The 17787-nt window shown below is 64.0% G+C and carries 21 protein-coding genes and 1 tRNA gene; 8 read left to right on the top strand and 14 right to left on the bottom strand.

Annotated features, from left to right (window positions below):
• Positions 1-2 precede the first annotated feature (2 nt).
• Positions 3-1247, bottom strand: coding sequence for a serine hydroxymethyltransferase (gene glyA / locus Q0C23_RS06120; protein WP_291511498.1), 1245 nt, complete (start codon positions 1245-1247; stop codon positions 3-5).
• Positions 1248-1368: 121 nt separating this feature from the next.
• Positions 1369-2118, bottom strand: a complete 750-nt coding sequence (locus Q0C23_RS06115) for a hypothetical protein (RefSeq protein ID WP_291511497.1) — start codon at positions 2116-2118, stop codon at positions 1369-1371.
• Between the two features lie 164 nt (positions 2119-2282).
• Here Q0C23_RS06115 and Q0C23_RS06110 point away from each other — a divergent pair, with 164 nt between their 5' ends.
• From Q0C23_RS06110 to Q0C23_RS06100, 3 genes are all read left to right on the top strand, one after another.
• Positions 2283-2837, top strand: coding sequence for a hypothetical protein (locus Q0C23_RS06110; protein WP_291511496.1), 555 nt, complete (start codon positions 2283-2285; stop codon positions 2835-2837).
• Positions 2838-2949: 112 nt separating this feature from the next.
• Positions 2950-3819, top strand: coding sequence for a tetratricopeptide repeat protein (locus Q0C23_RS06105; protein WP_291511495.1), 870 nt, complete (start codon positions 2950-2952; stop codon positions 3817-3819).
• 170 nt (positions 3820-3989) lie between these two features.
• Positions 3990-5495, top strand: a complete 1506-nt coding sequence (locus Q0C23_RS06100; RefSeq protein WP_291511494.1) for a Do family serine endopeptidase — start codon at positions 3990-3992, stop codon at positions 5493-5495.
• 75 nt (positions 5496-5570) lie between these two features.
• Here Q0C23_RS06100 and xerD read toward each other — a convergent pair whose 3' ends face one another.
• The 8 genes from xerD to ffh all read right to left on the bottom strand — a co-directional run bounded on the left by xerD (position 5571) and on the right by ffh (position 11539).
• Entirely contained in the window at positions 5571-6494 is a 924-nt protein-coding gene (gene xerD, locus Q0C23_RS06095) for a site-specific tyrosine recombinase XerD (protein WP_291511493.1), read from the bottom strand.
• A complete protein-coding gene (locus Q0C23_RS06090) occupies positions 6491-7015 on the bottom strand; it encodes a methylated-DNA--[protein]-cysteine S-methyltransferase (RefSeq protein WP_291511492.1) in 525 nt (174 codons plus the stop codon). Before Q0C23_RS06090 ends, xerD begins: the two co-directional genes overlap by 4 nt.
• A complete protein-coding gene (locus Q0C23_RS06085; protein WP_291511491.1) occupies positions 6973-8205 on the bottom strand; it encodes a hypothetical protein in 1233 nt (410 codons plus the stop codon). Before Q0C23_RS06085 ends, Q0C23_RS06090 begins: the two co-directional genes overlap by 43 nt.
• Entirely contained in the window at positions 8205-8549 is a 345-nt protein-coding gene (rplS, locus tag Q0C23_RS06080) for a 50S ribosomal protein L19 (RefSeq protein ID WP_291511490.1), read from the bottom strand. Before rplS ends, Q0C23_RS06085 begins: the two co-directional genes overlap by 1 nt.
• 37 nt (positions 8550-8586) lie before the next feature.
• Entirely contained in the window at positions 8587-9312 is a 726-nt protein-coding gene (gene trmD / locus Q0C23_RS06075; RefSeq protein WP_291511489.1) for a tRNA (guanosine(37)-N1)-methyltransferase TrmD, read from the bottom strand.
• Positions 9312-9821: a ribosome maturation factor RimM gene (rimM, locus tag Q0C23_RS06070; protein WP_291511488.1), complete on the bottom strand. Its 510-nt coding sequence runs from the start codon at positions 9819-9821 to the stop codon at positions 9312-9314. The genes trmD and rimM overlap by 1 nt, the downstream gene beginning before the upstream one ends.
• Positions 9808-10065, bottom strand: a complete 258-nt coding sequence (gene rpsP, locus Q0C23_RS06065; protein WP_291511487.1) for a 30S ribosomal protein S16 — start codon at positions 10063-10065, stop codon at positions 9808-9810. Before rpsP ends, rimM begins: the two co-directional genes overlap by 14 nt.
• A 97-nt stretch (positions 10066-10162) precedes the next feature.
• Positions 10163-11539, bottom strand: coding sequence for a signal recognition particle protein (gene ffh, locus Q0C23_RS06060; RefSeq protein WP_291511486.1), 1377 nt, complete (start codon positions 11537-11539; stop codon positions 10163-10165).
• Between the two features lie 150 nt (positions 11540-11689).
• Between ffh and Q0C23_RS06055 the strand changes: the two genes are divergently transcribed.
• From Q0C23_RS06055 to Q0C23_RS06035, 5 genes are all read left to right on the top strand, one after another.
• Complete coding sequence (locus tag Q0C23_RS06055; RefSeq protein ID WP_291511485.1) at positions 11690-12580, top strand: diiron oxygenase; 891 nt, start codon at positions 11690-11692, stop codon at positions 12578-12580.
• On the top strand, positions 12577-12864 hold the full coding sequence (locus Q0C23_RS06050) for a hypothetical protein (protein WP_291511484.1): 288 nt from the start codon (positions 12577-12579) through the stop codon (positions 12862-12864). The genes Q0C23_RS06055 and Q0C23_RS06050 overlap by 4 nt, the downstream gene beginning before the upstream one ends.
• Positions 12865-12872: 8 nt before the next feature.
• Positions 12873-14507 carry an alpha-D-glucose phosphate-specific phosphoglucomutase gene (locus Q0C23_RS06045; protein WP_291511483.1) on the top strand — a complete coding sequence of 545 codons (1635 nt, stop codon included), beginning with the start codon at positions 12873-12875 and terminating at the stop codon, positions 14505-14507.
• A 17-nt stretch (positions 14508-14524) separates the two neighbouring features.
• Complete coding sequence (locus Q0C23_RS06040) at positions 14525-14881, top strand: YtxH domain-containing protein (RefSeq protein ID WP_291511482.1); 357 nt, start codon at positions 14525-14527, stop codon at positions 14879-14881.
• 34 nt (positions 14882-14915) lie between these two features.
• A tRNA-Pro gene (locus tag Q0C23_RS06035) sits at positions 14916-14992 on the top strand.
• A 290-nt stretch (positions 14993-15282) separates the two neighbouring features.
• On the opposite strand, the gene Q0C23_RS06030 is transcribed toward Q0C23_RS06035, so the two are convergent.
• The 4 genes from Q0C23_RS06030 to Q0C23_RS06015 all read right to left on the bottom strand — a co-directional run bounded on the left by Q0C23_RS06030 (position 15283) and on the right by Q0C23_RS06015 (position 17425).
• Positions 15283-15591 (bottom strand): hypothetical protein, encoded by a 309-nt coding sequence (locus tag Q0C23_RS06030; RefSeq protein WP_291511481.1) that lies wholly within the window; start codon positions 15589-15591, stop codon positions 15283-15285.
• 211 nt (positions 15592-15802) lie between these two features.
• Entirely contained in the window at positions 15803-16894 is a 1092-nt protein-coding gene (locus tag Q0C23_RS06025) for a hypothetical protein (RefSeq protein WP_291511480.1), read from the bottom strand.
• Positions 16891-17232 carry a hypothetical protein gene (locus Q0C23_RS06020; RefSeq protein WP_291511479.1) on the bottom strand — a complete coding sequence of 114 codons (342 nt, stop codon included), beginning with the start codon at positions 17230-17232 and terminating at the stop codon, positions 16891-16893. Before Q0C23_RS06020 ends, Q0C23_RS06025 begins: the two co-directional genes overlap by 4 nt.
• Positions 17225-17425, bottom strand: coding sequence for a hypothetical protein (locus Q0C23_RS06015; protein WP_291511478.1), 201 nt, complete (start codon positions 17423-17425; stop codon positions 17225-17227). Before Q0C23_RS06015 ends, Q0C23_RS06020 begins: the two co-directional genes overlap by 8 nt.
• Positions 17426-17787 lie beyond the last annotated feature (362 nt).

Here is a 17787-nt window from a genome sequence, read left to right as displayed (position 1 = left end):
CGTCAGCCGTAGACCGGAAAGCGCCGGCACAGGGCGACGACGCGCTCCCGTACCTCGGCGATGGTCTTTTCATCCTCGGCATGATCCAGCACGTCGGCGATGGCGGCTCCGAGTACATCCATTTCCCCCAGATCGAAGCCGCGTGTGGTGGCGGCGGGGGTACCGATGCGGATGCCGCTGGTCACAGCCGGGGGCCGGCTGTCGAAGGGCACGGCGTTCTTGTTGACCGTGATGTGCGCCGCACCCAAAGCCGTCTCGGCATCCTTGCCGGTGATCCGCTCACCCAGATTGAGGAGGAAGAGGTGGTTGTCGGTACCACCGGAAACCGCCCCATAGCCGCGTTGGGCCAACACGGTACTGAGGCGCTGGGCATTGGCGATGACCCGCTGCTGATACTGGCGAAATTCCGGCTGTTGCGCCTCGAGGAAGGCGACGGCCTTGGCAGCGATGACGTGCATCAGGGGTCCGCCCTGGATACCCGGGAAAATCAGCGAGTTGACCTTCTTGGCATACTCCTCCTTGCAGAGGATCAAACCGCCCCGCGGACCGCGCAGGGTCTTGTGGGTGGTGGTGGTGACGAAATCCGCGTGGGGCACGGGGCTCGGGTGCAGGCCAGCGGCAACCAGACCGGCGATGTGGGCCATGTCCACCAGGAAATAGGCCCCGATACTGCGGGCGATCTCGCCGATGCGGGCAAAGTCGATGATCCGCGAATAGGCGCTGGCACCAGCGATGATCATGCGCGGGCGCTCCCGCTCGGCCTGTTCGGCCAGGGCATCGTAATCGATGCGACCGTCCTCCTCGCGTACCCCATAGGCCACCACCTCGAAGAGCTTGCCCGAGAGATTGACCTTGGCGCCGTGGGTGAGGTGCCCGCCGTGGGCCAAGCTCATGCCCATGATCTTGTCGCCGGGCTTCAGGACCGAAAAGAAGACCGCCTGATTGGCCTGGGAGCCGGAGTGTGGCTGGACATTGGCGTGCTCGGCGCCGAAAAGGGTGCGGGCCCGATCGATGGCCAGCTGCTCGGCGATGTCGACGTATTCGCAACCGCCGTAATAGCGCTTGCCCGGGTAGCCCTCCGCGTACTTGTTGGTAAGCACCGATCCCTGCGCGGCCATGACCAGCGGACTGGCGTAATTTTCCGAGGCGATGAGCTCGACGTGGTCTTCCTGACGTTGGGATTCGTGCTGCATCGCCTCCCACAGGCTGGGGTCGAACTGCGATAGATTCAGGGTCTTGGAAAACATGGGAGCTCCTCGATGATGGATTTTGGCCTCCACACTAGCGGATGGCCTGCGGCAGGACAAGGGCGTTTTTTTGCACCTCGTCGTGAATTCTTTTCATGTCCGCGGGCAACAAGATCCGCGTTCAACCTTTGGCCCGCACTGGGCGCAGAACCGGCTGGGCCAGGGCCGAGGCCTTGCGCGCCGGTTCCCGTTTGCGCGGCGGCTTGCGCTTGTTGGCAAAGATATCCTGATAGGCGACAAAGACCACGGGCGGGCCGAGCACCCACACCAGCAGTCCCAACCAGACCTGGGAAAACTGGGGGAGAAAAAGATTGCTCAAAAGCACGATGGCCCATAGCGCGATGAGGGGATCGCGAACCTCGGGTCGGAAAATGAGCGCCAGAGTCGTCTCCACCTCCGACTCGATCCAGCCGTGTCCCTTGTGCAACGCCAGGGCCACTCCAAAAAAGGCCGGAGAGAACCAGAAATAGGGCATCAGGGCCAGATCGGAAAGGCGCTCCCCAAGACCGAACCACCAATCCAGAAAACCGCCGGAGCTCGGCATCTGCCAGTGCCCATCCACGCCCGCGAGCAAGGCGGCGAGGATAACCGTCTCCTGACCAAAGCTGAACAGCATGCCGAAGACGGCCAACAACATACCCCAGAGCACCGCTACCTCCAGGGCGTGGCGCAGCTGCGTGGCGCTGTACTCCTCTCCCTCACAGCGGCCGGCCAGACGCAGCCCGAGGAGCAGCCCGATGGGAGCGATGGCATCCATGAGCCAGCTGGGGAAGGGAATGGCCGCCACGGCCACGGCGGACAGGGCAAAAAGTGCCCAGGCGCGCGGTCGCGCTGCCACGATGGCCGCGCCACCCTCGACCCAGGACACCATCCTACTGACCCACTGCCACCCCAAGGTGCACCCCCCAGCCTTGCTAGCTTTGACATTCTAGAGAAGGCGGGCTACAAACTCAAAGAGCTTAAGTGCCGCCCATCCCGGCGCACACACCACCTGGCCGTGGCGCGGCAACGGTGGCCGATCAATGCGGAGGAAGGATGTCCAGCTTGCCCGAGCGTCGCGAACAGATACGGCGCGCCCACGCCCGCCTGATCCATATGGTGGTGGCTGCCTGCCAGAACCCGGCGGAGCAGAAGGCGCTGGAGCCACACCTACAGACGGCAGCCAGCAACGGCTGGGGTGAGCTGGTGCAGATCCTGCGGCGGATCCTCGCCGGGCAACGCGATCCCGCCTTGCTGGAGGGCCTGGACGAAGAAGACCGGGTCATCACTGAGAGCATCCTGAATGGACTGCAGGACCGGCACAGCTTGCCCGCCCTGGATCAGGGCGCAGACCCCAGTCTTGCCGCTCCCGGTATTGCCAGCGTAGTACACGCCGCGCGCCAGGGCGATAGCCAAGCGCTGGCCTGGCTTGGGCAGATGGCCAGCCAGATGGAGCGGGCCGGGGGCGACATGGCGCGTATTGGCGCTGCCCTCGGGCCACTGTCACGCGGCCAAGAAGACTACGCCCGGCTGGCGCGGGGTATGAGCGCCAACGCCCGGCAGCTACTGCAGGGCATTCTGGACGAATTGGCAAGACTGCGGCCGCAATGACGGCGACCGCCATCGCGCCATCCGCTCCATGCATTGAGAATCACCGACGGAGGTCCTACCATGATCGGCTCAGTCATGCAGTGAGACATGCCATCGTTTTCAGGGAGTACATATGACGGCGCAAGCTTTGGTCATCGATGTCCGTGAGGACAATTTCGCCGCCGCGGTCCTCGAGGAATCGAAGCGGAGGCCGGTAGTCGTGGACTTCTGGGCGCCCTGGTGCGGGCCTTGCCGTGCCCTCGGCCCCGTCCTCGAGAAGCTGGCAGAAGAAATGGCAGGTGCCTTCCTCCTGGCCAAGGTCAACTCCGATGAGAATCCAGAACTGTCGCGAAGCTTTCAGGTACGCGGTATTCCCGCTGTGAAAGCCTTCCGCGACGGCAAGGTGGTAGACGAATTCACCGGTGCCCTGCCCGAGTCGGCTGTGCGCAAGTTTCTGGAGGGGATCGTTCCACCCCCCGGAGACGATCTGCGCCAGGCAGCGCTGGCGGCCATGGAGGCAGGACGGGAAGACGAGGCCGAGAAGCTCTTTCGCGAAGCGCTGACGGCCAACCCCCGCAACGATGCGGCTCGCCTGAGCCTGGCCCGCCTGCACAGTGCCCAAGGACGCTGGGAAGAGGTCAACGCCGACATCGCCGCCATGAGTCCGGCCTTTCAGCTGGAAGATGAGGTGCAGGCTTTGAAGGCCCTGCTGGAATTCTCCCAGGCTGTCCAGAGCGCTCCCCCCATGGCCGAGTTGGAGCGGCGCCTGCGTGAAGCGCAGGGCGACGAGCGGGCGCAGGCACTCTACCTGCACGCGCTGCGCCTCCTCCTGCAGGGACAGGAGGAGCCAGCCATGGAAGAGCTGCTGGAACTGGTACGCGACCATCGGCAGTATGGCGACGATCTCGGTCGGCGGACGCTGCTGCAGATCTTCACGGTACTGGGGGCCCGCCATCCCCTCGTGGAAAAGTATCGCACTCGCTTGGCGAGAACCTTATACTGAACGAAAGGCTGCAGCTTTTTTGATCGGTGCCGCCGCAGTGGCCCCACGCCTGGCCCCGGACCCCACTCCGGATCAGGCACGCTCCGGCGGTCCGGATTACCGGCTCAGCCCAAACCCGCCGCCCGACCCTACGGCCTGACCTCAGGTCCAACCACAAGGAGATTCCATCCGTGAGCCGACACGCCCCGCAAAACCGCCTTCCCCTGTCCCAGGCCATGGGGACTGCCCTTCTCGCCCTGACTCTTGGTCTCAGCGGATGCGCCCAGGCGACGCCCGCGGCCAACACCGCGGCCCTGTCGGTTCCGGCTCAGGCAGGACCGGCACAGCCGCTGGTGAATCTCCCGGACTTCACCCCGATCATCGATCGCTACGGACCGACCGTGGTGAATATCAGCAGCACCAGCAGCAAGGCCCTCGCCCAAGAACACAATCCCTTCCCGCCAGACTCCCCCTTCTATCGTTTCTTCAAACATTTCGGTGGTTCTCAGGGAGGTCACGGCGCAGGCCCGCAGGAGAAAATCCAGTCGCTGGGCTCCGGCTTCATTCTCAGCTCCGACGGCTACATCGTCACTGCCGCTCACGTCGTCCGCGGCGCGCAGCACATCGTCGTCACCCTGACCAATCACCACGCCTATCCCGCCAAGCTGGTGGGCCTGTCGGTGCGCTACGATACCGCTCTCCTCAAAATAGACGCCCAGGGTCTGCCCACCGCGCCCCTGGGTAATTCCGACGACCTGCGGGTGGGACAGTGGCTGCTGGCCGTCGGTGCCCCCTTCGGCTTCTTCAATACCGTGACTCAAGGGGTGGTGAGCGCCACCAACCGGCCCCTGCCGGACGACGAATATATCCCCTTCATCCAGAGCGATGTGCCCATCAATCCCGGCAACTCCGGCGGGCCGCTGTTCAACATGGCGGGCCAGGTCATCGGCATCAACGACCAGATCTACACCAATAGCGGCGGCTACATGGGGCTATCCTTCTCCATCCCCATCAACACCGTCATGCAGGTGGTGCGGGATCTCAAGGAGCACAAGCCCATCGAATTCGGTTACTTGGGGGTCGAGGTGCAGAGCGTGACACCGCAAATGGCCCAAGCCTTGCACCTCAAGGAGCCCGTGGGTGCCCTGGTGGCCTCGGTGATGAGCAATGGTCCTGCCGCCCATGCCGGTCTGCGCCCCGGCGACGTCATCGTCACCTTTGCCGGCAAGCCCGTCTACAATGTCGGACAGCTACCGCTGCTCGTCGGATCCAGCAAACCCGGTAGCACGGCCGCCCTGGGCATTCTCCGCGACGGCAAACCCGAAACCCTTCAGGTCACCGTCGGCGCCCTGCCCAAGCCGGAAAAAACCGACGAGACCGTCAGCAGCAAGGCGGCCAAGCCCAGTGCCCTGGAGATTCCGCGCCTCGGCGTGCACGTGCGGGCGCTGGACGCGGCGCTGATGGACCGTCTGAAAATCCACCATGGAGTGGTGATCACGGATGTGGGTGAGGGTGCGGCGGCGGAGGCGGGGATTCGTCCCGGCATGATCCTCCAGCAGATCGCTCAACAGGATGTCTCCACACCTCAACAACTGGAGGCGATCGTTCGCCGGCTGCCCGCCGACACACCCATTCCGGTCTTGGTCCGTCAGGGTCCATCCAGCATCTATGTGGTCGTGACGCTGCCCAAGCACTGAGACCGCTTCCGCTTCAGGCCTGCTGTCGCCCGGGGGATGGTGGCAGGCCCGCCCCATTGCGGGCGGGGCCCGCTGTCAACCGCGGGGGTGGTGCTGGCGATGCAGGCTCTGCAGGCGCGCTTGGGCGATGTGGGTGTAGATCTCTGTGGTGCTCAGCTGGGCGTGGCCGAGCATGAGCTGCACGCTGCGCAGATCGGCACCGTGGTCCAGAAGGTGGGTGGCGAAGGCGTGACGCAGGCTGTGGGGTGAAAAGGCGGCGCGAATCTGGGCCTTGGCGCCGTAGGCCTTGATGGTCTGCCAGAAACGCTGGCGGCTCATGGCCTCGCCGCGAACGCTCAGGAACAGGGCCGGACTCTGCCTCTGCCCGAGCAGCTGCGGTCGCGCTTCCCGCAGGTAGCGGTCGAGGACTTCCATGGCCACCTCACCGACGGGAATCAAACGCTCCTTGCTGCCCTTGCCCAAGGTCAGCACCACACCGGCCTCGAGATCCAGCTGCGCACGAAGCAGACCCACCAGCTCCGATACTCGCAGACCGGTGGCGTAGAGGAGCTCGAGCATGGCGGCGTCGCGCAGGCCGAGAACGGTACTGCGATCCGGCGCCGCCAGCAGGGCGTCCACCTCCCCTTCGCTGGGTACGGCAGGTAGGTGGCGACCCATATGCAGGTGCTGCAGAGACGCGCTGGGATCATCGCCGCGCCAACCTTCCCGTTGCGCATAGGCATAAAAACGCCGCAAGCTGGAGAGTTGCCGGGCGATACTCCGCAGGGCCGCACCGTCCTGCAGACGCCGGGCGAGAAAGGTGGACAGATCGGCGGCGTCGGCATCGCGCAATCGCCGCCCCCGGGATGCCAAGTAGCTTTCCAGCAAGCGCAGATCGCGCCCGTAGGCCGCGAGACTGTTGGCGGCCAAGTTGCCCTCCAGCCAGAGGTGATCGAGAAAACGCGTCAGATCCTCTCCACCCGGAAGCGGCGCCACAGCCTCACCCTCGGCGACTGTCAAAGGGCGCCCTCCAGATGCAGCAGGGCCTCCTTGCGGCTCCATGCGGGTCCGCTGCGCAAGCCGCCATACCCACCCAGGCCCGTGGCCGCGAGAACGCGGTGGCAGGGGACAAGAATGGCGACAGGATTGGCCTTGCAGGCCTGACCCACAGCCCGCGGTGCACTTCCCAAACTCTGAGCCAGAAGGCCGTATTGGGTCGTTTTTCCGTAGGGTATTTCCGTCAAGGCGGCCCAGACGCGCTTCTGGAACGGAGTGCCCTGCAGGCGGATGGGGAGACACTGCAGCGCATCCCGCGCCGCGATGGGACGGCCCGAAAAATAAGCATCCAAAAGCTCGCGCAGCGATGCCGGCGCAGGTATTACCGATGGTAGTGATGGGTCCGCAAGGGACGGCGCGTCGGCAAAGGCCAGGCGGATCAGAGCACCGTCCTGGAACTGTGCTTCGATCCAGCCCCAGCCCGGCTGCCAGTGGTAGGCATTCAGGGTCGATGCAGCGCCTGGAATACCAGGGGATGTATCCACGTCAAGGGACCTCCGCCTAATGCACCCGCCGTTTTTGCCATGTGCCAGAGCGCAAAAAAATACGGTCGCTCGCACGCACTCGAGGCAGCATACTGCAGAGCCGTGTGCTGCCACCACCGCGCCTCGTGTTCCGGCTGACCGTCCTGGGTCGCGGCAAGGCAGCTTTGCCATGGATGGGTGGGTGGGCCTGCTGTACCCGCACGCACAGCCTCACCGTAGCTCTGCACTTCCCGAAAGCTCGGTACCCCGTCGAGTCTTTGCCAGCCGGCCTGAGTAAAGAGGGCAGCGGCGACGCCGAAGAGCAGGCGCCGGCTCTGCTGGCGGCTGCGGTGGGGCAACTGCAGACTGCTTCCCATCCACAGATAGAGTCGAGCGAGCTCACGCCGCTGCGCATCCTCCGCACACTCCAGGATGGCAAGGCCGGTACTGAGAAAGAGCTGCCGCAAGGCTGCCAAGGGCTGGTCGCCCATGGCTCGCAGGTGCTGCATGAAGGCGGGCAGATCTCGCTGGCGCAGACTCTCCAGCAGAGGTTTTTCATCCCCCGTGCTACTGGGCGACACACTCTCGGGTACCACCACGGCGCAGGAGGCCGGCAGGGACCAGTGGCTGCGTGCCAGAAGCCAGGCCGAGGCGGCAAAATCCTGGTTATCCAAGGTCGCTGCCTGCGCTGCCCAGGCCGCCGCCAAGCGGCAGCGCAAGCCACCCGCCTCGGCATCGGCGGCCATGCTGAGACCAAGACCGGCCACGACCAGCTCCCGCGCCCGTTCGTCCTCTGCCATGCTGAGCAGAAGGGACATCAGTGCGTCGGGATCACGTGCTGCCAGACGACGACCGAACTCCTCCCCTTCCATATCCAGCGGGAGTGCCCGATCGGCGTGGTGATGGGCGATGATCTCGGCGGCGGTGGCAGTTTCCGCTCTGCCGGGACCCAGCCAACGTTCCAGCCAAGGCAGCGCCCAGGAACCGGCCATGGAAGGGGCTTCCTGTAGCCAGCTGAGCTGCTCCACCACGCCTTCCAGCACCGCCACGTCGTCCGGATACGCTTGCCAGCGTCCCAGAATGGCGTGCCACAGGTCCCGACGGAGGGAAGCGGCCGCCTGCGGATCGGCCCAGCAGCTATCCTGTTCCGAGGCCGACCCTGGCAACCGTGGCCGGAGCCGCGATATGGGCTCCGGGTCCGGGCCCGACATCAGCCCAGCTTTTCCTTGATCCGCGCGGCCTTACCAGACAGGTTGCGCAGGTAGTAGAGCTTGGCGCGACGAACATCGCCCCGCCGCTTCACCTCCACCTTGACCACCGCAGGAGAATGCGCGGGGAACACCCGTTCTACCCCTTCGCCGTTGGAGATCTTGCGCACGGTGAAGGCCGAGTGCAGACCGCGGTTGCGGCGCGCAATGCAGATACCCTCAAAAACCTGGACGCGCTCGCGGTCGCCTTCCTTGACCTTGACGTGCACGGCTACGGTATCGCCAGCACCAAAGGCCGGCAATTCCGCACCCATCTGCTCTTTATTGATCGCATCGATGACGTTCATGACCCACTCCTCAAAAAATCCGACCTACCCGCTCGTTTCAGTTTTCCTCTTGCTCCAACAGAGCGCGCTCCTCGGCACTCAGACCCCGGGCCTGTAGCAGATCCGGGCGGCGCTCCAGACTGCGCCGCAGCGCCTGACGCAGGCGCCAGCGGGCGATCCGCCGATGGTCTCCCGACAGCAGCACCGGCGGCACCTCTTGCGTGCCGATACGCTCCGGCCGGGTGTAGTGCGGGCAGTCCAACAGGCCGTTTCGGGCAAAGCTGTCCTCCCCGGCCGAATCGGGATGCCCCAGCACCCCCGGCAGCAGGCGCGCTACCCCTTCCATGAGCACCAGGGCCGGCAGTTCGCCGCCGGCGAGCACGTAATCGCCGATGGACCACTCCTCATCCACCGCCGACATGACCCGTTCGTCGATGCCTTCGTAGCGCCCGGCAAGCAGTATCAAGCCTTCCAGGTCGGCAAAGCGTTGCAGCGCCGCCTGATGGAGCACCTTCCCCTGGGGCGACAGATAGATCACCGGCGCCCCCGGATTCTCACCCCGGGCGGCGGCGATGGCCGCCAACAGTGGCGGCGCCATCATCACCATGCCCGGCCCCCCACCAAAGGGACGATCGTCTACGCGACGATGCGCAAGGGTACTGAAGTCTCTCGGGTTCCACAGCCCCAGTCGAAAATGGCCCTGCGCCAGACCGCGCCCAACCACCCCCTCCTGCAGGTATTGCTCGATGAGCTGCGGAAAGATGCTGATGACGTCAAAGCGCATCACCAATCCCGCTGCCAATCCACCGTGATCCGCCCTTGTTCCAGGTCCACCCCTGCGGCCGCACGCGCGTCCCAGGGAATGAGGATCTCCGTACCCTGCTCATCCTGCACCACCAGCACGTCGTTGGCCCCGGTTTCCAGGAGCCCGGACACTCTGCCAAGGCACTCCTGGGAGAGATTGACCACCGCCAGCCCCTGCAGCTGGAACCAGTAATATTCTCCGGCCGGCAAGGCTGGCAGGGCCGACGCGGGCACCGCGATCTCACGCCCGACCAGGCCCAAGGCAAGGTCGCGGTCCTCTATCCCTTCCAGACGGGCGACCACGCCACCGCCCTGAAGGCGACCTTCCACTACCCGAACCGGCCTGTGCTCGCTGCCGAGATACCAGTGGGGGTAGTCGAGGATCCCGTCGCGCTCCTGAGTAAAGGAAAACACCTTGACCCAGCCGCGCACACCGTGCACTCCCGAGATCCGTCCGAGGACGGTCCAGGCATCTTCAGGCTGTGGCACCTGCCCCGCTCACGCCCTCCTGCTTGAGGAAACGCGCCACGGTGTCCGAGGGCTGCGCGCCCTGCGCCAACCAATACGCCGCCCGCTCCTTGTCGATACGAAGCTCCGAGGGATTGGCGATGGGGTTGTAGAAACCCAAGCGCTCGATGAAACGTCCATCCCGCCGGAAGCGGCTGTCGGCCACCACGATGTGGTAGAAAGGCCGCTTCTTGGCGCCGCCTCTTGCCATACGAATGACTACCATAGATTCTCCTTGGACTACCCGCAGGCACTCACGCGTGCTGGGAAAGGCGCGTATCGTAACCAAAAATGTCGGCCATTGAAAGACTTCAGGCGCGCTTTCAGGAAAAGGGCAGACCGCCCTTCAGCAGGTTCTTGGGATTCATCCCCAGCAGACGTCCCAGGCCCTTGCCGCCCTTTCCCATCTTCTTGAACATCTTCTGCATCATCTCGAACTGTTTGAGGAGCCGATTGACCTCCGTTACCGTGGTGCCGGAGCCGGCGGCGATACGGCGGCGGCGCGAGGCCTTGATGATCTCGGGGTGGCGGCGCTCCTGGGGCGTCATGGAATTGATGATGGCCTCCAGACGGCGCATGGGTTTCTGATCCGACAGCGCGCTCTGCGCCTCGGCCGGCAGCTCGCCCATGCCCGGAAGCTTGTCCATCAGACTGGCCATGCCGCCCATGCGCTCCAGCTGACGCAGCTGTTCGCGGAAATCCTCCAAGTCGAAGCCTTTGCCTTTGCGCAGCTTTTCCGTCATGCGCCGGGCCTGCTCGTGGTCCACGTCCTGCTGCACCTGCTCCACAAGGCTGACGATATCGCCCATGCCGAGAATGCGGGAGGCCATGCGATCGGGGTAGAAAGGCTCGAGGCCCTTGCGCACCTTTTCGCCCACGCCGATGAACTTGATGGGCTTGCCGGTGATGGCGCGGATGGAAAGGGCCGCGCCGCCGCGGGCATCACCGTCTGCCTTGGTGAGGACGACACCCGTCAGCGGCAGGGCGGCATCGAAGGCCTTGGCGGTGTTGACCGCATCTTGGCCGGTCATGGCATCCACCACGAAGAGGAGCTCCGCCGGCCGGACGGCGGCGGCAAGGGCCTTGGCCTCGGCCATCATCTCCTCGTCCACGTGCAGACGACCGGCGGTATCGACGATGAGCACGTCCATGACCTTGCGCTGTGCCTCGGCCAGGGCGTCCCGCGCAATCTGCAGGGGGGCCTGGCTGGGATCGCTGGGAAAGACCTCGACGCCGATGTCGCGGCCCAGATTGCGCAGCTGGTCCATGGCCGCCGGCCGGTAGACGTCGGTACTGACCAGGAGTACCCGCTTTTTCTCCCGCTCCGTCAGCCACAGGGCGAGCTTGGCGGCCGTGGTGGTCTTGCCGGACCCTTGCAGGCCGGCCAGAAGAATCACGGCAGGTGGCCGCACCTGCAGATCCAGCCGGTCGTTGGTCGCGCCCATGAGCGCCACCAGTTCGTCGTTGACGATCTTGATGAAGACCTGCCCCGGCGTCAGGCTGCGGCTGACTTCCTCGCCCAGCGCCCGCTCCCGCACGGACTGGATGAAATCCTTGACGACGGGCAGGGCGACGTCCGCCTCGAGCAAGGCCATGCGCACGTCGCGCAGGGCATCGCGGATGTTGTCGTCGCTGAGCCGCCCCTGACCGCGCAGGTTGCGGAAGCTTTGGCTGAGCTTCTGGGTGAGATTGTCGAACATGGAACCCCCTGGACATCAATATTGTGCGCCAGCTGCGGTGCGCGCGCAAAGTCCGATCTTGGAACCAAGCTGCCAGTCCGTGCGTTGCTTCACCAGAGACGGGCATCCACCGGCCTTGGAGACCCTGCCGCAACGTGGCAGAATGCGGCCATGAACCGTCCCGAACCGCTTCCGTCGTCCGCTGTCGTTCGGCATCATCACGAGGCCCTGCTGCTGCGTCTGAACGAGCACAGCAGCCACTATCGCGATCCGGTCGCGGCCGTGCCGTGGGACAGTCTGCGCTTTGATGAGCTCTGGCTCCCGGAACCGCTGCTGTCGCTCTATGGCCTGCCGGAGTTCGACGCCCTTGGCGCGGAAGAGCGGATCCGCCTTTCCCACGCCGAATTCGTGGCCTTCTGTGAACTGGGTCTATGGTTGGAGGCCCTGTTCATAGAGCGCCTCGGGCGCAACCGGCTGGCGGAGATGTATCGAGATGCCGCCGCCTACCGCTATCAGCTCCATGAGATGCGCGAAGAAATCGGGCACAGTCTGATGTTTCTGGAGTTGCAACGGCGCGCCCAGATTCCTTTCATGTCCGGTGCCCGGGATCGGCCACGATTGGCCAGTGCCTTTGCGCGCTTTGCGCCGGAGAGTTCGGCGGCCTTCTGGGCCACCATTCTGGTGGGGGAGAACATCCCAGACCGCCTCAATCGGCGGATCTTTGCAGATAAGAAGCTGCCTGCCGCGGTACTCGCCATCACCCAGATCCACATGCGGGAGGAGGCTCGGCACATGGCCTTTGCCCGTGCCACCATCCAAGAGCGCAGCCGTCGGCTCAGTTCCTGGCAGAAGCGCCTGCTGAGCCCGCTGCTGCGGCGGGTCATCCACCAGTTTTTGCAGAGCTGTTTCTTCCCCTCGGCCAACGTCTATGCCGCTGCCGGTCTCGCAGAGCCGGTGCTGCTGGCGCGGCGGGTGCGGCATAACCCGCATCGGCGACAGCTCATGAACGAGTGCGCGGCACCCAGTCGAGATTTTCTCCGCAGCCAAGGTTTTTCCCTATGAGCGATTCCAAGCCCATGCTTTTCCCCTTGGGCCAGATCCTGGCCTCTCCCGATGCCTGGGCCATCTTCGAGGCCGGCAACGTGGACCCTCAGGAGATCCTTCGCCGCCACGTCACCGGCGACTGGGAGGAGAGCATGGACGAAGACCTCGCCGCCGCCAGCCGCCAGGCCATCGACAGTGGCGCCACCGTCGTCACTACCTGGCAGATTGGCGGATACACCCTCTGGGTGCGCACCGACGCCACGCGCCAATCCACCATTCTCGACATTCCCCTGGATAACTGAGGCGCACCGTGCCCATCGCCACCGTCCCGACCACGCCCTTCCCGGATCAGCGTCCGGGCACCTCTGGCCTGCGCAAGAAGGTCACCGTCTTTCAGCAGGCGCATTACCTCGAGAACTTCGTCCAGGCGATTTTCGATGTGCTGCCGGATCGGCAGGGTAAAACGCTGATCCTGGGGGGCGATGGCCGCTATTACAATCGGCAGGCCATTCAGGTCATCCTGCGCATGGCGGCGGCCAACGGCTGGGGCCGGGTGTTGGTGGGGCGCGGCGGTCTGCTCTCCACGCCGGCGGTATCGGCCCTGATCCGTCGCAGCATGGCTTACGGCGGCATCATCCTGACGGCCTCTCACAATCCGGGCGGGCCGGATCAGGACTTTGGCATCAAGTACAACGTCAGCAATGGGGGCCCGGCGCCGGAGTCCGTGACGGAGGCCATCTGGACGCGCAGCAAGGTCATCGATGGCTACCGCATCCTCACAGAGGTCCAGGACCCCGACCTGGACCGACTGGGCACGAGTCGCCTGGGCGATCTGGTCGTGGAGGTCATCGACCCCGTCCAGAATTACGCCGAGCTGATGGAAAGTCTCTTTGATTTCGATGCTCTGTCGCGGTTGTTGCGCGGCCGTTTTCGCATGCGCTTCGATGCCCTGCACGCCATCACCGGGCCCTATGCCCACGAGATCCTGGAAAAGCGCCTGGGGGCGCCTGCCGGTACCGTTGTGCACGGCGACCCTCTGCCGGATTTTGGCGGTGCACATCCCGACCCCAATCTCGTCTACGCCAAGGATCTGGCGGATGCCCTGCTCTCCGGCGAGCAGCTGGATTTCGGTGCGGCCTCGGACGGGGACGGTGACCGCAACATGATCCTCGGCCGTGGCATCTTTGTCACACCCAGCGATTCTCTGGCCGTACTGGCTGCGGGTGCTACCTGCATCCCCGCCTATCGCGAAGGCCTGAACGGCGTCGCCCGCTCCATGCCCACCAGCCAGGCGGTGGACGTCGTCGCCCAGCGCCTGGGCATCCCCCATTATGAGACGCCCACGGGCTGGAAGTTTTTCGGCAATCTGCTGGACGCCGGCGCCATCACCTTCTGCGGCGAAGAGAGCTTTGGCACCGGCTCCAATCACGTCCGTGAGAAGGATGGTCTCTGGGCCGTGCTGGCCTGGCTCTCCATCCTTGCTACCCGCGGCCAGAGCGTGGCCGAAATTCTCAGCCAGCACTGGCAGGAATACGGTCGCCATTATTACACCCGGCACGACTACGAGGATCTGCCGGCACAGGTGGGCGCCGACCTGATAGCCGCCGTCGCCACCCAACTGCCGGTACTTGCCGGACAGAAACTCGCAGGACGGGAAGTGCGGCTGGCCGACGATTTCGCCTATACTGATCCTGTGGACGGTAGCCACAGCCTGCATCAAGGTCTGCGGATCCTGTTCGACGATGGTGCTCGACTGATCTTTCGTCTCTCGGGAACCGGGACCTCGGGGGCGACTCTGCGCATCTACCACGAGACGCAGGTAAGGGATAGCCAACGACAGATGCAGAATCCGCAGCGCGTGCTGCAAGATCTCATCGGGCTGGGGCGGGATCTCTGCCGTCTGCAAGCGCTGTCGGGGCGTACACAGCCTACGGTCATCACCTGAACCACGGAGGAAACACCATGGAATATGACGACGAAGATCGCGGTCTGGGATACGGCGCACTGGGCACGGCACTCGTTGCCGGTGCGCTGGCGGGAGCCGCTGTTGCTCTGCTCTTTGCCCCGCAGGCGGGCGAGCGTACCCGTGAGCAGCTGCGCCGTCAGGCCAACAAGGCCTGGGACCGCATGGCTGCCTCGCGGGAGCGCATGAACGCCCGGGTGGAGGAACTGCTGGACACCATCGCCATCTACAGCGAGGAACTGGTGGAAAAAGGCAAGGAGCTCTCGGAAAAGGAGCGCGCTCGCCTCAACGATGGCATAGCCATGGCACGGGGCGAACTGGATCGCCTGCGCCGCAAGCTCGCCCGTCTGGATTGACCCACCTCCCCGGGGCCGCTATGCTTGGCGCCATCGGGGAGTGGCGCAGTCTGGTAGCGCGCCTGCTTTGGGAGCAGGATGTCGCAGGTTCGAATCCTGTCTCCCCGACCAATAAAATCAAGCAGTTATAAACTAGTCACAGAGCCAGTAATCTGCCCATCACCATCTACCGGTTACATTACCGGTTACACTCGGCCAAGAAACTGGACAAAATCGGCCCGCTCCTGACGGTGGTGTCGCGCCCTTCCTTCCGATGGCTACTCGCTTTGGCGCAGGCCAGATTTGCCCTCTGAGCGATTCTCCGGCCTCGGCAGTACACATGCCCCACCCGCGTCCTGATCGTCGCTCTCAGGGCAAAGAAAAGCCCCCAGGGCGGGGGCTGGTGCTGACGATGCGGTCTATCAGTCGTCGGACTTGGCCACAGACGGGTTCAACAGGTCAAAGCGAATATCGTCAATACCCGTTGCCAGGTCCGCCAGGGATGCCAGCGCTTCTCCGACGGTGCGAAGGTTACGTCCCTGCCACGCATCCCCGTTGTCTCCGGTGTAGTGCATGACCTGACCAAGCACCCCGATAAAGTCCAACAGGCCGTGCAGAACTACTCCGAGTTCGTCCGCCTCGCTCCGCATTTCAGCCTTGGTGTACCGCTCCGGGTGGGCGGCCATTTCCTTGGCGTTATAGATTCCGTTGTGTAGGTGGGAAAAATGCATGTGATTAGCCCTCTAGCTGAGTACCTGCCAACGGCGGCAGGCGGCCAGGGGCTGAAAAGTGCTACAGGAACACCGGGTTGATTTCCCGAAGGTATTGTATTCGCCCACCCCCGGCCATTGAGGACGTGCCCAACGCTGGGCATAAAAAATCCCGCATGTCTGACGGGGCGGATTTCCGCCTGTAGGTGTTACTAGCACCATGCTTAGAAGATTAGGACGCCTCGCCTGGTCCGTCAACCGTCGTCGCGTAGCAGCGGATGACCGTGATCCAGTCCTGGCCAGATTCCCCTCGGAAGTCTCCAAGCTGGCGGGTGTGGCTCACGATGAACGTGCCATTGAAGGATTTCTGATAGTCCAGCGATGCGTTGCTGGTCTGCGGCAACTCCACCTGCAACCCTGGCGCGGCTTCGGTGTACGGCAGCTTGATCTGGTCACCCACGCGGACGTCTGCGCGCAGGGCCACCATGAGGTCCATCTGCGCGGCATCCGACCAGACAGGCTGCCCTATCAGCTCGTCAAAGCGGATGGATGGCGGGGTGGACGTGGGCGTCTGCGTGTAGTCGGTGGCCACAATATGGCCTTGGCGGAAGAACATCTCCACGCCGCGATACTTCGGCCCCAGACGATGCCGGGTGTACTGCTCCAGCCAGCTAGCGAAGTCTGAAAGCGTCGCGGCCCGGTGCGTCACAACATGGTTGGTAACCAGATTCGAGCTGATGCTGGCAGTAAACTTCCAGCCGGGGTAGGCCACGGAAAGCATGTTCTGCAACGCCTGCGCCAACGTCTGCCCAGGCTTCCACTGGAACACCAGATTGCCGGGGTTGTCTTCGGTGAATGGGTCGGGGTTCACCACGAAGGTGAGCGTCATGTCGTTGCCGACCCAGTTGCCGATGCCTTCCAGAACATAGCCCTGCACGATCAGTCCCGGGGTTGGCTGTTGGTTGGCCAATGGCAGGCCGGGGAGCATCCCGGCGTAGAGCTTCAGGCCGTAGTCGCGGAAGTTGTTGTGCTGCTGGATGTCTTGGAACGATACGCCCTCGACCTGAATGGTGAATATGGTCTGCCCGATACCCTGCCCAAAGGTCAGCACGTCGAACTGGATGTTCTGGGCGCCTGGGTCGTAGATCCCGTTGGGATGGCTGGTCCAGACCTTTGTCGGAGAGCCGGGATAGGTCTTGGTCCCGCTGGTCGGGCTGGGCTTGGGGAGGATGCCTTGCTTGGCCGCAATGGGCAGCGTGACCGTGGCCGATGCCTGCTGCTGTGCGGTCGGCGCGTACAGCTCCAGCGCGTAGAATCTGCTCATGAGTTCATCTCCTTGTCTGGTGTTGCTGGTGGTATTTCCGTCTCGGTGCCGTGCTGTGGGTCCACAACCACGCGGGTGATCTTGGTGATCGGCGGGTGTGCGGTAACATCCGCGTCAATCTGCGTCGGCAACAGCTTTGCCAACAGCGCGGCGTAGGCTCGCGGTTCTCGCTCGGCAAGCTGCACCAACCAACGCACCCCGCCAAGCTCGCTGAATGATTGCTCCAAGGCTGCTTTCAGGGTGGCCGTGGTTTTGTTGACGGCTCCGGCTGGCCTGCCCTTGCCCGCGTTCGGTGGTAGCCGCTTGCCTGTAATCGCCTGTAATTTACTGTCAGCCATCAATGCCTCCTTGGGTCTCAAACCAATCATCCGGCGCTCGCTCGGCGTACTGCTCAGGCAGGGCACAGCAGATCGAGAATCCCGCCTCGGCAAGGCAGGCAGCGAGTTCTTCCATATCGCCACCGTCGAGCGCGGCCTGTGCGTTGCAAAGGCTCTCAAACGCGTCTTGCAGGTGTAGCTCTTGGTCGGTCATCGTGCTTCCTCCTTTAGTAGCGCCACTAGGGCGTCCTTGTAGCGGGCAACTGAGTTACGATCCTGGGGGTTGGTGAGCCCAGGGATATGAAGCCTGCCCTCAGCGTCCAGGTGCGGGTGCAAGCCCAAACCGTCCCGCAACACCATCAGCAGGAATCGTGCGGCTTCGTCCGGCCATGGCACGCGAGCCGTGCCGGTGGGATCGTCGTAGGGCGGCTGCTCTGCCTCCCACTGGATCGCCGCCTGCTCTGCCGCGTCATAATCATCTGAACTTTGAATATTTGCGGGGGAACCGAGGGAACAGGGGGAACGGCCTTGATTTATATATGGTTCTCTGGTTCCCTCAGCGGGGGAACATTGGGG

This window comes from Acidithiobacillus sp., from assembly GCF_023256195.1.
Lineage (GTDB): Bacteria > Pseudomonadota > Gammaproteobacteria > Acidithiobacillales > Acidithiobacillaceae > Acidithiobacillus_A.
Note: the sequence above shows the minus strand (reverse complement) of the source record. Positions and strands in the feature narration are given on the sequence as shown.